The organism is Streptomyces sp. NPDC019396 (genome assembly GCF_040632375.1).
GTDB lineage: Bacteria > Actinomycetota > Actinomycetes > Streptomycetales > Streptomycetaceae > Streptomyces.
Window position 1 is genome coordinate 125,769 of record NZ_JBEYBS010000002.1, and the last position, 14,224, is coordinate 139,992.

At 71.2% G+C, this 14,224-nt stretch carries 13 protein-coding genes; 7 read left to right on the forward strand and 6 right to left on the reverse strand.

Annotated elements, in window-relative coordinates; genetic code table 11:
* Window positions 1-2 precede the first annotated feature (2 nt).
* The 4 genes from ABZ532_RS02615 to ABZ532_RS02630 form a co-directional block, all read right to left on the reverse strand.
* A complete protein-coding gene (locus ABZ532_RS02615) occupies window positions 3-275 on the reverse strand; it encodes a hypothetical protein (protein WP_361278890.1) in 273 nt (90 codons plus the stop codon).
* A 159-nt stretch (window positions 276-434) separates the two neighbouring features.
* Window positions 435-659 (reverse strand): DUF3107 domain-containing protein, encoded by a 225-nt coding sequence (locus ABZ532_RS02620; RefSeq protein ID WP_361278892.1) that lies wholly within the window; start codon window positions 657-659, stop codon window positions 435-437.
* Window positions 660-813: 154 nt separating this feature from the next.
* The gene (locus ABZ532_RS02625; protein ID WP_361279407.1) at window positions 814-1,455 is read right to left on the reverse strand and encodes a TetR/AcrR family transcriptional regulator; all 642 of its coding nucleotides are present in this window, start codon (window positions 1,453-1,455) and stop codon (window positions 814-816) included.
* Between the two features lie 163 nt (window positions 1,456-1,618).
* Window positions 1,619-1,870 carry a hypothetical protein gene (locus tag ABZ532_RS02630; protein WP_361278894.1) on the reverse strand — a complete coding sequence of 84 codons (252 nt, stop codon included), beginning with the start codon at window positions 1,868-1,870 and terminating at the stop codon, window positions 1,619-1,621.
* A 295-nt stretch (window positions 1,871-2,165) separates the two neighbouring features.
* Here ABZ532_RS02630 and ABZ532_RS02635 point away from each other — a divergent pair, with 295 nt between their 5' ends.
* The 7 genes from ABZ532_RS02635 to moeZ all read left to right on the forward strand — a co-directional run bounded on the left by ABZ532_RS02635 (window position 2,166) and on the right by moeZ (window position 10,740).
* Entirely contained in the window at window positions 2,166-3,128 is a 963-nt protein-coding gene (locus ABZ532_RS02635; protein ID WP_361278896.1) for an alpha/beta hydrolase, read from the forward strand.
* A gap of 8 nt (window positions 3,129-3,136) precedes the next feature.
* Window positions 3,137-4,567, forward strand: a complete 1,431-nt coding sequence (locus tag ABZ532_RS02640) for a DUF3152 domain-containing protein (RefSeq protein WP_361278899.1) — start codon at window positions 3,137-3,139, stop codon at window positions 4,565-4,567.
* Between the two features lie 196 nt (window positions 4,568-4,763).
* Window positions 4,764-6,425, forward strand: a complete 1,662-nt coding sequence (pelF, locus tag ABZ532_RS02645; protein WP_361278901.1) for a GT4 family glycosyltransferase PelF — start codon at window positions 4,764-4,766, stop codon at window positions 6,423-6,425.
* A complete protein-coding gene (locus ABZ532_RS02650; RefSeq protein ID WP_361278903.1) occupies window positions 6,418-7,593 on the forward strand; it encodes a hypothetical protein in 1,176 nt (391 codons plus the stop codon). The genes pelF and ABZ532_RS02650 overlap by 8 nt, the downstream gene beginning before the upstream one ends.
* A 187-nt stretch (window positions 7,594-7,780) precedes the next feature.
* Complete coding sequence (locus tag ABZ532_RS02655; RefSeq protein ID WP_361278905.1) at window positions 7,781-8,752, forward strand: NAD-dependent epimerase/dehydratase family protein; 972 nt, start codon at window positions 7,781-7,783, stop codon at window positions 8,750-8,752.
* Complete coding sequence (locus tag ABZ532_RS02660) at window positions 8,740-9,486, forward strand: spherulation-specific family 4 protein (protein WP_361278907.1); 747 nt, start codon at window positions 8,740-8,742, stop codon at window positions 9,484-9,486. The genes ABZ532_RS02655 and ABZ532_RS02660 overlap by 13 nt, the downstream gene beginning before the upstream one ends.
* A 75-nt stretch (window positions 9,487-9,561) precedes the next feature.
* Window positions 9,562-10,740: an adenylyltransferase/sulfurtransferase MoeZ gene (moeZ, locus tag ABZ532_RS02665; RefSeq protein ID WP_361278909.1), complete on the forward strand. Its 1,179-nt coding sequence runs from the start codon at window positions 9,562-9,564 to the stop codon at window positions 10,738-10,740.
* Between the two features lie 97 nt (window positions 10,741-10,837).
* Here the strand turns inward: moeZ and ABZ532_RS02670 are convergent, their stop codons facing one another.
* Window positions 10,838-12,382: an alpha/beta hydrolase gene (locus ABZ532_RS02670; RefSeq protein WP_361278911.1), complete on the reverse strand. Its 1,545-nt coding sequence runs from the start codon at window positions 12,380-12,382 to the stop codon at window positions 10,838-10,840.
* Between the two features lie 181 nt (window positions 12,383-12,563).
* Complete coding sequence (locus tag ABZ532_RS02675; protein WP_361278913.1) at window positions 12,564-14,123, reverse strand: alpha/beta hydrolase; 1,560 nt, start codon at window positions 14,121-14,123, stop codon at window positions 12,564-12,566.
* Between the last annotated feature and the right edge of the window lie 101 nt (window positions 14,124-14,224).

Consider the following 14,224-nt stretch of genomic DNA (forward strand, 5'->3'; position numbering starts at 1 on the left):
GCTCAGGCTGCGGCCGACCCCCGCCGCAGCCTGCGGGCCGCCGGGCGGACCAGCAGCGACAGGGTGACGCCCGCGACGAGCAGGGCCCCCAGCAGGGTGGCGAGCGGATGACCGGATCCGATCGCCGCGTGCGTCAGATACGCCCCGAAGAGCGCCCCGAGCGTGCCGCTCGCGTACACCACACGCGGCTCCGGAAGCCGGTCGGAGAGCCATCGCACTGCCGCCCAGGAGAACACGCATCCGAGCAGTACGGAGCCGAGAGCTTCCACGATCACCACGGATCACCTCACGCGCGTCGGCCGGGCATTTCGGGTCACAGCCCGTCCTACCCGAACCCACCATGACGCAACCCTCACCGCAACCCGGGCATGCGAAGGGCCCGGCGGTATCCGCCGGGCCCTCAAGGCGCAAGAGACGCCACGCTCTGCCTGGAGCTACGCCCCGAAGCCGACACGGCGCGTCGCCGGCTCGCCGATCTCCACATAGGCGACCCGGTCGGCAGGCACGAGCACCTTGCGACCCTTGTCGTCCGTCAAGCTGAGCAGCTGCGCCTTGCCGGCCAGGGCGTCGGCCACGGCCTGCTCGACCTCCTCGGCGGTCTGACCGCTCTCCAGAACGATCTCCCGGGGCGCGTGCTGCACGCCGATCTTGACCTCCACGGCTTAGTCCCTCCGAACGGTCAGCGATGCGCGGTCAGCCGCGCCGTACGCTGCACACATTAGCCCGGTGAGGGGACCCGGTACGGCGCTCTCGCGCACGCCGGGAGCGAACACGGGCCCTTGCCGGGGTCGCCGGACGGACCCCGCCGAACGGTCAGTGTGCCTCGCCGCCCTGGAGCGGGAACCCGGCGATGCCCCGCCATGCCAGCGATGTCAGCAGGTGTACCGCCTGCTCCCGCGGAATCGCCGACCTGCTGGACAGCCAGTAGCGGGCGACGACCTGGGAGACGCCGCCGAGGCCCACGGCCAGCAGCATGGACTCCTCCTCGGACAGGCCGGTGTCCTCGGCGATCACCTGAGAGATCGCCTCCGCACACTGCAAGGAGACCCGCTCCACGCGCTCGCGCACCGCGGGCTCGTTGGTGAGGTCCGACTCGAAGACCAGACGGAACGCGCCGCCCTCGTCCTCCACGTAGGCGAAGTACGCGTCCATGGTCGCCGCGACCCGCAGCTTGTTGTCCGTCGTCGACGCGAGGGCGCCGCGGACCGCCTGGAGAAGCGACTCGCAGTGCTGGTCGAGCAGCGCGAGGTAGAGCTCCAGTTTCCCGGGGAAGTGCTGGTAGAGCACCGGCTTGCTGACACCGGCGCGCTCGGCGATGTCGTCCATTGCCGCCGAGTGGTAGCCCTGGGCGACGAACACTTCCTGAGCCGCGCCCAGGAGCTGGTTACGTCGGGCACGGCGCGGCAAGCGGGTGCCTCGAGGGCGCGCTGCCTCTGTCTGCTCGATGGCTGTCACGCCGCCTCCCACGTTCGATGTCACACGCACAGTGTCCTGTGCCGCGGCCACTGGCGCCGCGCCGCCATCGTACTTTTGGGTAACCGTGGTGTGCGCGGTGCGAGCGCAGAATTTCACGTACCGGACGCCCATGGAAGCCGGAACGGACAGGAATCCGAACAATTCAGCGGTAGTCGTCCTCGTCGAGCGCGACCACTCGCGCCTGTTCCACCGCATCCGCCTCGTTCGCGGCGAACATGCTGATCCGGGTCAGTGGGTCGTCCCGTCGCTGCTGCAGCTCCGTGTGCTGCTCGGCGGCATCCGCTTCGGGGACCTCCTCATCGAGATCCTCGAGGTCGGCGAGCTCGTCGAGAGCGATCGCCTGGCCCTGGTCGTCCTCCGTGAAGGTTTCCGGGTCCGCCGGATCGACAGCCATCGGGATCCCTTTCCTGTGCGTATCCGGGCAGCAGGTGGGCGGGGCGCGTGCCCTATGTAGAGCGTAGGAGTTCCTGCTGCCCAGCGCTATGCGGTGGAGTGTGCTGTTTTGGTGACGGTGTCCGTGTGAGTCGCAGATCCGGGAAGACCGTGGGGGTCGGCGGGCGCGGATGAACGCAGACGAGCGCAGACGAGCGCGGACGAACGCAGGGCGTGTCCTGAGACCGGTGGGGGGCCTGGGACGTGTGACGGCGAACACAGCTTTGGTGGCGTGATCGTCTCGTAACATTGCCCTCATGTCTTCGACCGAGCTGCCGGATTCCCGTGCCTCCGCACCGGCTCCGCGCATCCGCGCCGTCCGGGTCGCGGCGGGCGAGGAGCTGCGCTCCGTGGCCCTGCCCGGTCTGACGCTCACCGTGCGCGCGCGTCCCCCGGCCTCCGCGGGCCTGCCCCCCGCGCTCTACGTCCACGGTCTCGGCGGCTCGTCCCAGAACTGGTCCGCACTGATGGAGCAGCTCGACGACCGGGTGGACGGTGAAGCCGTCGATCTGCCCGGATTCGGCGACTCCCCGCCACCGGACGACGGCAACTACTCGATCACGGCACACACGCGCGCGGTCATCCGGATGCTCGACGCCTCCGGGCGAGGCCCGGTGCACCTGCTCGGGAACTCGCTGGGCGGTGCGGTCTGCACCCGTATCGCCGCGGTACGCCCCGACCTCGTCCGCAGCCTCACCCTCGTCTCGCCCGCGCTGCCCGAGCTGCGCGTCCAGCGCCCCGCCTGGCCCACGGTGGCGCTCGCGGTGCCCGGTGTGGCCCGGCTGTTCAGCCGTCTGACGAAGGACTGGACCCCGGAGATGCGGGTCCGTGGGGTGATGGCCCTCTGCTACGGGGACCCGGGCAGGGTGTCCGACCAGGGCTTCCGGCATGCTGTGGAGGAGATGGAGCGACGGCTCGAACTCCCGTACTTCTGGGACGCGATGGCCCGCTCGTCCCGCGGCATCGTCGACGCCTATACGCTCGGCGGGCAGCACGGACTGTGGCGACAGGCGGAACGGGTGCTCGCGCCGACGCTCCTCATCTACGGGTGCCGGGACCAGCTCGTCTCGTACCGGATGGCGCGCAGGGCGGCCGCGGCGTTCCGTGACTCGCGCCTGCTCACTCTGCCGGACGCCGGACACGTCGCCATGATGGAGTATCCGGAGACGGTCGCGGCGGCCGTCAGATCACTTCTCGACGACAACAGCGGCAGGAGCTGATCCGGGGCGTGGGACGACACAGCCGCAAGGGCCCCGCACCCAAGGCCGCGGACAGCAGGACCGCGGGGACCGCCACGGCGGCGAGCGCAGGTGACACCGGGCAGTACGGGGGACAGGGGGGATACCCGGCCCCGGCACACGGTTACGGCATGTCCGCACAAGGGTCACCGGCCCATGGCACTCCCGCACACGGAACTCCTGCTTACGGCACGCCCGCACACGGGTCACCGGTGTACGGCGCCCCGGCGCATGGCACCCCAGCGCACGGCATCCCCGTCGACGGCACCCCGGCGCACGGCGTCCCCCGGGTGCGCGGCGGCCACCCGGAACAGCACGAGCCCGGCGGAGCCTGGGGGGTGCCGCGGAACGGCACCCGGTACGGGGACTGGCAGGGCGTCCCGCGCGGGCAGACGGCCACCGCGACGGGCGCGCACCCGGTCGTGGCCTCGCCGGGGCCCGCGCGGCAGAGCACGCCGATCGGCGCCGGAGCCCGGATCCCCGGCCCACGGCGGGAGTTCGTCGATGCCTTCGACCACGAGCCAGGCGCACCAGGGCCCCAGGCGCAGCCCGCTCCTGACGGCACACCGGATGACGAGGCGCCCGAAGAGCCGGCAGCCAGGACCATCAAGGGCCGCACGGTCACCGGGATCGCCGCCGCCGCTGTGACCACCGTCCTCGCGGTGGTCGTCGCCGGACAGGTCGCCGGCAGCGGTGCGGACGAGGCGGATCCGCAGGCGGCGGCTGAAGCGGACCGGGGCAGCGCGGACGGCTCCGCGTCCCGCTCCGACGACCGGCTCGCCCCGCCGCGCCAGGCCCCCCGGGCTCCGGCCGCCCCGCTCGGCTACGCGCAGCTGATGACCAGGCAGTTCCCGCTGGACCCCAAGCTCAAGGGGCAGGGGAGCTTCGAAGCAGTGCCCGGATCCGACAAGGCGCCGGGCGCCGGCAAGAAGATCCGCTACCGGGTCGACGTCGAGAAGGGCCTCGCCCTGGACGGCAGGCTCTTCGCCAAGGCCGTCCAGCAGACCCTCAACGACAAGCGGAGCTGGGCTCACGACGGGGACATGACGTTCGAGCGCATCTCCTCCGGAGAACCCGAGTTCGTGGTCACCCTGGCCAGCCCAGGGACCACCGGGGTCTGGTGCGCGAAGTCCGACCTGGACGTCACCGTCAGCAACGTCTCCTGCAATTCCCCCAACACGAACCGCGTGATGATCAACGGCTACCGCTGGGCCCAGGGCTCCCCGACCTACGGCTCCAAGGCGATGCTCGCTTACCGCCAGATGCTGATCAACCACGAGGTCGGCCACCGGCTCGGCCACGGTCACGTGAACTGCGAGACGCCCGGCGCCCTGGCGCCCGTGATGCAGCAGCAGACCAAGTCGCTCGACATCGACGGAGTCCGCTGCCGTCCCAACCCCTGGGCCTACCCCACCGGCTGACGCGGAGTCGCCGCCCGGGCGCGGTTCGTAGCGCTATCGAACGCCGCGAGCCCGGGAAAGTTACGTGTATTCACCCCTTCCGGTGGCGCGATGGACAACCGTCCGTCGCGCCACCGTCTTGTCCGCATAACGTCGTCCCGCCGCAAGCCGCCGGGACCAACGGCGGTCGTCCACAGAAGAGATCGGGGGTGCACTCGTGCGGATCGGACTGCTCACGGAAGGTGGCTATCCGTATACGACGGGTGAGTCCAGGCTCTGGTGCGACCGGCTCGTGCGCGGGCTCACACAGCACGAATTCGATGTCTACGCCCTGAGTCGGAGCGCCGAGCAGGAGGACTCCGGCTGGGTCGACCTTCCGCCGCAGGTCGAGCGGGTGCGCACCGCGCCGCTGTGGGCGCCTGAGGATGACGGCCGCAGCCACGGGCGGCGCGCGCGCAAGCAGTTCGCCGAACACTTCGGGGAGCTTGCCGCAGGGGTCTGCGGCGGCGACGAGCACCGCTTCGCCGAGGGGCTCTACGGACTCGCGGAGCTGGCGCGGGAGCACGGTGGTCTCCACACCGCCCTCCGGTCCGATCCCGCCGCGCGCGCCATGGAATCCGCCTGCCGTGCGCCCGGCGCCACCCGCGCCGCGCACACCGCGACGGTGCCCGACCTGCTCGCCTTCGCCGACCAGCTGGAGAGAGCGCTGCGCCCGCTGAGCCTCGACTGGTACGGGAGCGACTCGCTCGGCGCCGTCGACCTCTGCCATGCCACCTCCGGTGGATCGGCGGCGCTGCCCGGGCTTCTGGCCAAACGCTTCTTCGGGGTGCCGCTGCTGGTCACCGAGTACGGCGTGCAGCTGCGGGCGCACTATCTCGCCGCGGGCGCGGCCCGGAGCGGAGCCGGGGGCGAGGGTGCCAGCGTGCCGGTGCGGGCCCTGCTGGCGCGCTTCCAGGGGCTGCTGGCCACCGAGTTGTACCGCCAGGCGTCCCTCATCACCCCCGGCAACACCCATGCCCGCCGCTGGCAGGAGCGCTGCGGTGCCGACCCCGCACGGCTGCGCACGGTCTACCCCGGAATGGACGGCGACCGCTTCGCCGAGGTGAGTGAGGGGGGGGCCGGGGGCGACCCGCACACCTTGCTCTGGGTCGGCAGGATCGAACCGGCCAAGGACCTGGTCGCGTTGCTCCACGCCTTCGCGCAGGTGCGCACGGCGGAGCCGGATGCCAGGCTCCGGATCCTGGCCGCCCCGGTGCAGGAGGCCGAGGGGCTCGCCTACCTCGGGCACTGCCGGGCGCTGGCCGCGCAGCTGTTTCCCGACGAGGCGGTCGGTGCGCACACGGTGGGGGACAACCCCGTCTCGTTCGAGGAGATCGGTGGACCCGAGGCACCGGAGCTGGCCGATGCCTACACCGCAGGCGCCGTCGTCGTGCTTTCGAGCGTCGTCGAAGGCTTCCCCATCAGCCTCGTCGAGGCGATGTTCTGCGGGTGCGCCACCGTGTCCACGGACGCCGGGGCCGTCGTCGAGGTCATCGGCGGCACCGGCCTCGTGGTGCCTCCGCGTAACCCGAAGGCGCTGGCGGACGCCTGTGTCGCGCTGCTGCGCGACCCGGAACGCCGTGCACGGCTCGGGGCGGCGGCGCGGGCCAGGGCACTTGAGCTCTTCACCGTCGAACAGAACCTCGCCGCGTTCCGCGCCATCTACCTGGAGCTCCTGTCCCACAGCTGCCCGCACCGCGACACCGGTGCCCTGTCCCTCCCTTTCACCACCCCCGCCGAGGCCCATATCCCGGGCCACTGGACCGGGGCCCGTACCCGCCCCACGTGGGCGGACGGCCCACTGGCCGACGCGGTCACCGCAGGAGCCCCCGATGCCTGACACCACCTCAGAGATCCCGGCGATCCCGGCGATCCAGACCACCGTGCGCCCCGGGGCCTCCCTTGGGCAGACCGCCGCCCGGCGGGGACCCGCCGACCCCGTGAAGACGCTGATGCACCGGCACCGCGAGCTGTGCGAGCGGGCCGTCGACCCCCTGGAGATCGCGGCTGGGTTGGAGGCCCACGGGCTGACCGACCGGACCGCGGCCAGGTTCCGGCACCGCGATGTGTTCTCGCTGGCCGAGGAGATGTACGCCCGGGTGCCACGGGGCGAGGCCGCCACCGCGAGCGCGCACGCCGAAGGCGCGGGGGCCGCCGAGTGGGCAGGTCGGGCACCAGCGGCGCACGCGACGGTGCTGTTGCTGCCCGCGCTGCTGCCGGGTGCCGTCGCCATCGCCGCCGTGACCGCCTTGAACCTCACAAGCGGCGGTATCCGCATCGGCGCGGCGGCGACCGGGGTGATGGTCCTGGCCGTGGCCCTGGCCCACAGCCTCCGGCGCGGCCCCCTGCGGGCATCAGGACGCAGGGTTCGGTCGGGTCGGCTGTGGGTGGGCTGGCTCCTTGCCTTCTCCCTGGCGGGCGGCGGCCTCGTGGGACGGCTCCTGGGCGGCGCTGTCCCCCCGTCAGCAGCTCCCGGCTGGCTCTGGCCGCCGATGACGGGGCTGCTCGTCGCTCTCGCCCTCGGTGTCGCTCCCGCGGCGTTCAGCGCCCGGCTGTTCGCCGTCGCGGCGCGGCGCAGGCTGGGCGGCAGTCGCAGTCTCGAGGAGTTCGCCGCCGCGGTGCGCCCCCTGCTGCTCGCGACCGTCGCGCTGTACGCAGCCGTCCTGATCGCGCTGGTGGCGCTGACCGGGCTCGTGCAACCGGTGGACGCGGCGCCCGCCGTCACCCTGGGCCTGCTGCTGTTCCTGGCGCGGCTGCTCACGGTGCATGGATGCGCCCGGTCCGCCGCTGCCGGGCTGGTTGCGGCCGTCGTCGTGGAGGCACTCGCCCTGGCCCTCGTGCTCGTCGGCCTGCTTCCCGGGTGTGCCGCCGTGGCCCTTCCGGTGGAGTCCGCCGTCCTTGCCTGGGGCCAGGGTGCCGTCCCGGCGCTCGCCTGCGGAGCGGCTGCCCTCGGCCTGCTGCTCCATGCCACCGCCGCCCTGTCCCGGGCCTCCGCGCACACCACCTGACTCTCCGGAGGACCTGCTGAGGCCCTTCTGAGCCCCCACACCCCCCACGTTCCCGCGGAGCCGACGCCGCGGGCGTACCTGACCGATTTCCGAGCAACATCCCTGAGGAGACGCACGACATGAACCCGTCCCATCCAGCATCGGCTGTCCAGGCCGGCGCGGCCCGTCGGCAGCGAGGAGCCGCGCGATGAGGGTGCTGCTGCTCGGAGCCAATGGATTCCTGGGCCGCTTCGTCGCCGAACGGCTGCTGGCCGACCCGGCCGTGCACCTCACGGCCCTGGGGCGCGGCGATGACGCCGATGTGCGGTTCGACCTCTCGGGCGGCAGCCCGGGTGCGCTCACACGCTTCCTGGACGCCGTCCACCCCGGCGTGGTGATCAACTGCGCCGGGGCGACCCGCGGCGGAGCCCGCGACCTCACCCGGCACAACACTGTGGCCGTCGCCACCGTCTGCGAGGCCCTGCGACGCAGCGGCTGCGACGCCCGGCTCGTCCAGCTCGGCTGCGCGTCCGAGTACGGGCCGTCCCAGGCCGGTTCGTCCACGGCCGAGGACGCCGTCCCGCGCCCGGGCGGCCCGTACGGCGTCTCCAAGCTCGCCGCGACCGAGCTGGTGCTGGGCTCGGGACTGGACGCCGTGGTGCTCCGGGTCTTCTCACCCGTGGGTCCCGGCACCCCCGCCGGATCCCCCCTGGGGCGGCTGGCGGAGGCGATGCGCCGGGCCATGCAGTCCGGGGACGGCGAGCTGAAGCTGAGCGGCCTCGGCGTGCAGCGGGACTTCGTGGACGTACGGGACGTGGCGCGCGCCGTGCACGCCGCCTCACTGTCCGCCGCGCAGGGCGTCGTCAACATCGGCACCGGCCGCTCCGTGCGCCTGAGGGACGCTGCCGCCGTGCTCGCCAGGGTCGCCGGATTCACCGGGGCGCTCCACGAGGTGGACGCACCCCCCGTGCGTCCCGGCCATGGTCACATCGGTGCCCCGCGCGGCCCCGAGTCCCTTGCCGAGCAGCTCGGCGCGACCCCGTTCCCGTACCCCGACGGTTGCGGAAGCTGGCAGCAGGCGGATGTGCGCACGGCCCGTGACCGGCTGGGCTGGCGGCCCCGGATCAACCTGGAGGAGTCCCTCGCGGATATCTGGATGGAGGCGGCGTGCCGTATCTGACCTCCACCGGCCCCGTGCTCTCCGCTCCCGGCGCCGACCGGCTCGGTTTCGGCGTCCCCGGCTATGCCCATCCGCTGGTGGCTCCCGTGGAATGGGCGGAGCTGACCCGCCCCGGAACCCCGTTGCACTGGGCGGTGCTCAATGTCGCCGACGGCGGTCCCGGCATCCAGCCGGACCCGCACTGCCTGGAGGCCGCGGGCAGGCTGAACAACGCCGGGATGCGGGTGCTCGGCCATCTTGACCTGGCCCATGGCGCCCGCCCCTTCGCCGAGCTCGTCGCAGACGCCCAGCGCTATCTCGACTGGTACCGGGTCCGAGGGTTCCTGCTGGACCGCTGCCCGGTGGACCGCGCGGACCTGCCCGGCGTCCGGCGCCTGACGGCCACCCTCGATGCCGTCCTGGACGGGGGACACCTGGTCCTCGGCCAGGGCACGCATCCCTACCCGGGCTATGCGGAGGTCGCCGACCAGCTCGTCACCTTCTCCGGTGCCTGGTCCGACTACCGCTGGTCCCAGGTCGCCGAGTGGACCGCGAACCATCCGCCCGAGCGGTTCGTCCACTTCGTGCACGGGGTGCCGCGGACGCATCTTGAGGAGGCCATGCGCATCGCCCGCTGGCAGGGGGCGGGCACGATCTTCTTCACCGACCGAACCGGACGAACCGGGGCGTTCGACTCCTTGCCCGGCTACTGGGACGAAATTGTCTCGCGTATTGGACCGGGTGTCTCGGAATGAGAGGGCGCGTGGCAGTGTTACAGCCAGAACAACCGTACTGACGTAACGACCACCAGCTGTATTGATGAGGTCTCCGTGTCGCTGCCACCCCTGGTCGAGCCGGCTGCCGAGCTCACCGTAGACGAGGTCCGCAGGTACTCCCGCCACCTGATCATCCCGGATGTCGGGATGGACGGGCAGAAGCGGCTGAAGAACGCCAGGGTGCTCTGCGTGGGCGCGGGCGGGCTTGGCTCGCCGGCTCTCATGTACCTGGCCGCAGCCGGGGTCGGCACGCTCGGAATCGTGGAGTTCGACGAGGTCGACGAGTCGAACCTGCAGCGCCAGATCATCCACAGCCAGGCGGACATCGGCCGCTCCAAGGCCGAGTCCGCGCGTGACAGCGTCAAGGGCATCAATCCCTATGTGAACGTGGTCCTTCACGAAGAACGGCTCGAGGCCGAGAACGTGATGGACATCTTCAGCCAGTACGACCTGATCGTCGACGGCACGGACAACTTCGCCACCCGCTATCTGGTGAACGACGCGTGCGTGCTGCTCAACAAGCCGTACGTGTGGGGTTCGATCTACCGGTTCGATGGTCAGGCCTCCGTCTTCTGGTCCGAGCACGGTCCCTGCTACCGCTGCCTCTACCCGGAGCCCCCGCCGCCCGGCATGGTGCCCTCCTGCGCCGAGGGTGGGGTGCTGGGCGTGCTCTGCGCGTCCATCGGCTCCATCCAGGTGAACGAGGCGATCAAGCTGCTCGCCGGTATCGGTGAGCCGCTGGTCGGCCGACTGATGATCTACGACGCCCTGGAGATGCAGTACCGCCAGGTCAAGGTCCGCAAGGACCCGAACTGCGCGGTCTGCAGTGACAACCCGACCGTCACCGAGCTCATCGACTACGAGGCCTTCTGCGGCGTCGTGTCCGAGGAGGCCCAGGAGGCGGCGCTCGGCTCGACGATCACTCCCAAGCAGCTCAAGGAGTGGATCGACGACGGCGAGAACATCGACATCATCGACGTCCGCGAGTCGAACGAGTACGAGATCGTCTCGATCCCCGGCGCGCGGCTGATCCCGAAGAACGAGTTCCTGATGGGCAACGCCCTCCAGGATCTCCCGCAGGACAAGAAGATCGTCCTGCACTGCAAGACGGGTGTCCGCAGTGCGGAGGTGCTCGCCGTGCTCAAGTCCGCGGGCTTCGCGGACGCGGTGCACGTCGGCGGCGGCGTGATCGGCTGGGTCAACCAGATCGAGCCGGACAAGCCGATCTACTAGACCCCAGGTCCCGTTTCGAGCTCAGCGGGCAGGGCCGGCCTCCGGGCCGGTGCCTGCCCGCAGCTCTTTCCGGATCGCTCCGGATGACGGGCCTGCCTCAGCCGCAGGTCCTTCCGTCCTGCGGAACCGTGCCGTTCAGCAGATAGTCGTCAACGATCCGGGTCACGCAGCGGTTCTCCGGGCTGTAGCCCCCGTGGCCCTCGCCCTTGTTGGTCAGCAGTACCCCGACGCCCTCGCCCAGCTCGTCGGCCATCCGGCGGGAGCCCTCGTACGGTGTCGCCGGGTCCCCGGTCGTGCCGACCACCAGGATGGGCCCCGCTTCCGGGGCGCTCGCCTCCGGAGTCAGCCGCTCGCCGGGTACCGGCCACTTCGCGCACCAGCCCGCCGTGTCCCAGGCCAGGAACTCGCCGAACACCGGGGATATCTTCCGGAATTCCGGCAGCAGCGCCTTCGCGTCCGTGGGGCTCGGCCGCCGCTTGCTGTCGGCGCACGATATCGCCCGCTGTGAATGGCTCTGGGTGCTGTAATGGCCGCTGGCGTCCCGGTCGTTGTAGAAGTCGGCGAGCGTCAGCAGCTTCGTGCCGCGGCCACGCTGCTCGGCCTCCCTCAGGCCGTCGGTGAGCTTCGGCCACAGGCTCTCGGAGTAGAGCGCCATGACGATGCCGGTGAGGGCGAGGCTCTGGTTGAGCTCGCGCCCGTTGTCGGCGGGCAGCGGTCGCTGGTCGATGCGCTCCAGCAGCCGCGTTATCCGCTGCGACCCGGCAGCCGGATCCTCCCCTCTGCCGGTCAGGTAGTTGTCCAGAGCACGCTGGAAGCCGGTCGCCTGATTGCGGGCGTGGCCCGTGGCGTCTGCCGTGGGATCGACCACGGCGTCCAGCACCGTCCGCCCCACGTTCCCCGGGAACAGATGGGCGTAGGTGCCGCCGAGCTCCGTGCCGTAGGAGATGCCGAAGTAGTTGAGCTTGCGGTCACCCAGCACATGGCGGATCAGATCCAGGTCGCGGGCGGCGTCCGTGGTGCCGACATGGGCGAGTATCTTGCCCGAGCGCGCGGCGCAGCCCTCGCCGAAGGTCTCGGCGTCCCGGAAGTACGCCGCCTCCTCGGCCGGGGTGTCGGGAGTGAGATCGACACGGGTGGTGGCCTCCTCCTGCTCCGGGTCGCTGCGGCACACCACACCGGCGCTCTTCGCTACTCCGCGCGGGTCGAAACTCACCAGGTCGTAGCGGGCGCCGAGCGTCTCGAACTCCGGAGCGAAGCCCGGCAGGCTCTCCACTCCCGAGCCTCCCGGCCCACCGAAGTTGAACAGCAGCGAGCCGAGGCGCTTGTCCTGGTCGCGTGCCTCGCGGCGGATCAGGGCGAGCGAGATCGTCTCGCCGTCCGGATCGGCGTAGTCGAGCGGAACCTTCACCTCGGCGCAGGTCCAGCCGTCGCCTTCGCAGGACCGCCAGTCCGGTCGCTGCTTGACCAGGACATCCGGCAGTCCGCTCGCCGCATCGCCCTTCCGTACGGGCAGTGGCGCGGGCGCCTGTCGCCCGTGGGCGCCGCTCGCCCCGCCGACGGTGTCGCAGGCCGTCAGCCCTCCGCAGGTGAGCGACAACGCCAGCGCGAACACCATCGCCCCCGCCCTCGTGCGCCACGTCATTCTGGGCCCCCCGTCCATGTGATCGACTGCTTCGCCATCCTAGGCTCCGCCACCGACAGTGACCGCGCCTGTGGATAACCGGGAGGTCCGATGACAGAACGTCACCTCTGTGATCTCTGTCAACTCGGGGCACACCACCGGGAACGGTCCCGGAACGTCGTCCGGAGGGCCGCTGCGGGAGTCACTCGCACACCGTCCCGGCGGCCGGAACAACGCCGTCCAACAGGTACCTGTCGACGGCGGACTGCACGCAGGCGCTTCCGCTGCCGTAGGCACCGTGCCCCTGGCCGCGGTAGGTCATCTCGATGCCGACCCCCTTGCCGAGCTGCTCGGCCATGGCCTTGGCGCCCGCGTACGGTGTCGCCGGGTCACCGGTGTTGCCGATGACCAGGATCGGCGCGGCGCCCGGTGCCGAGACGTCCGGGTGCTCCCACTGCCCGGGCACCGGCCATTCGGTGCAGTTCATCAGGCCCCAGCCGAGGAAGTCGCCGAAGACCGGCGATGCCTCGCGGAATTCGGGCAGTTTGGCCTTCGTCTGCTCCAGCGAGAAGCGTTCCTTGGAGTCGACGCAGTTGACCGCGGAATTGGCTGCCTGGATGTTGCTGTACTGGCCCTCCTGATTGCGTCCGTTCATCGCGTCGGAGAGGGCGAGCAGCAGCGCTCCGTTTCCACCGTCCGCCTCGTCCAGGCCCTGTTCCAGGAGCGGCCAGTACTCCTTGGAGTACAGGGCCTGCGCTATGCCGTTCGTCGCCTGGGTCTGGGTGAGTTCACGGTCGCCGCTGGCCGGGATGGGCTTCTTCTCCAGCCTCGCGAGCAGACCGATGATGAACTGCTCGACCTCCTGCGCCGTGCTGCCCGGCAACTGGCACTCGTCGCCGCGGGCGACACAGTCGGCGGCGAAGTTGTCCAGCGCCAGCTGGAAGCCCTTTGCCTGGCCCAGCGATCCCTGCTCCGAGGTGCTGTTGGGATCGACGACGGCGTCGAAGACGGCCCTGCCCACGTTCTTGGGGAACAGGTGCGCGTAGACGCCACCGAGCTCGGTGCCGTAGGAGAAGCCCAGGTAGTGGAGCTTGTCGTCGCCGAGCACCTGGCGCATCAGATCCATGTCGCGGGCGGCGTTGGTGGTGCCGACGTAGGGCAGGTAGGCGCCGGAGTTCTCCTCGCAGCCCGAGGCGTACCAGCGAAGCCGGTCCGTGTACGCCGCCTCCTCCTTGGCGTCGTCGGGCGTGGCGTCCTGGGCGTAGTACTCGTCGAGCTGCCTGTTGTCCGCGCATTCGACGGGCTCGCTGCGGCCGACGCCGCGCGGGTCGAAGCTCACCAGGTCGTAGCGCTCGCGCAGCTTCTCGTAGTCCTTGGCCATCGAGGGCAGCGCGCTGATTCCGGAACCCCCCGGACCGCCGAAGTTGAAGAGCAGGGAGCCTATTCGCTTGGACTGGTCCTTGGCCTTCGCGCGTATGAGGGCGATCTCGAACGTGTCGCCGTCCGGGTCCGCGTAGTCGCGCGGGACCTCCATGAACGAGCACTCCCACTTCGCGCCGCCGGGCAGCGGGGAGGGCGCGGGCCCGCCGCCCTCCGCCTCCGACGGGGCCGGGCACGGCTGCCAGTCGAGCTTCTGGCCGCCGAGGCCGTGTGTGTCCTGTGTCGTCCGGGCGCCGCTGCCCCCTCCGCCGTCAGAACATCCTGCGGTCACCAGGAGCACCGCCGCGGTCGCCGCGGCGAGGAGGGGGGTGGAGGTCGGCATGAGCCCATCCTGCGGCGTTGCGCCACGGCCCGCCTGTCGGGCTCCTGCGGGCCGGTGGCGTGAAACACGGGCGGAAGCACCAGCAGCCGTACGTCAGTGAC

Excerpts from the sequence above, each read along its gene's own strand:
- ABZ532_RS02670 (WP_361278911.1), bottom strand. The coding sequence starts at position 12,382 with ATGACGTGGCGCACGAGGGCGGGGGCGATGGTGTTCGCGCTGGCGTTG.
- ABZ532_RS02650 (WP_361278903.1), top strand. The coding sequence starts at position 6,418 with ATGCCTGACACCACCTCAGAGATCCCGGCGATCCCGGCGATCCAGACC.
- ABZ532_RS02675 (WP_361278913.1), bottom strand. The coding sequence starts at position 14,123 with ATGCCGACCTCCACCCCCCTCCTCGCCGCGGCGACCGCGGCGGTGCTC.
- ABZ532_RS02630 (WP_361278894.1), bottom strand. The coding sequence starts at position 1,870 with ATGGCTGTCGATCCGGCGGACCCGGAAACCTTCACGGAGGACGACCAG.
- ABZ532_RS02655 (WP_361278905.1), top strand. The coding sequence starts at position 7,781 with ATGAGGGTGCTGCTGCTCGGAGCCAATGGATTCCTGGGCCGCTTCGTC.
- ABZ532_RS02635 (WP_361278896.1), top strand. The coding sequence starts at position 2,166 with ATGTCTTCGACCGAGCTGCCGGATTCCCGTGCCTCCGCACCGGCTCCG.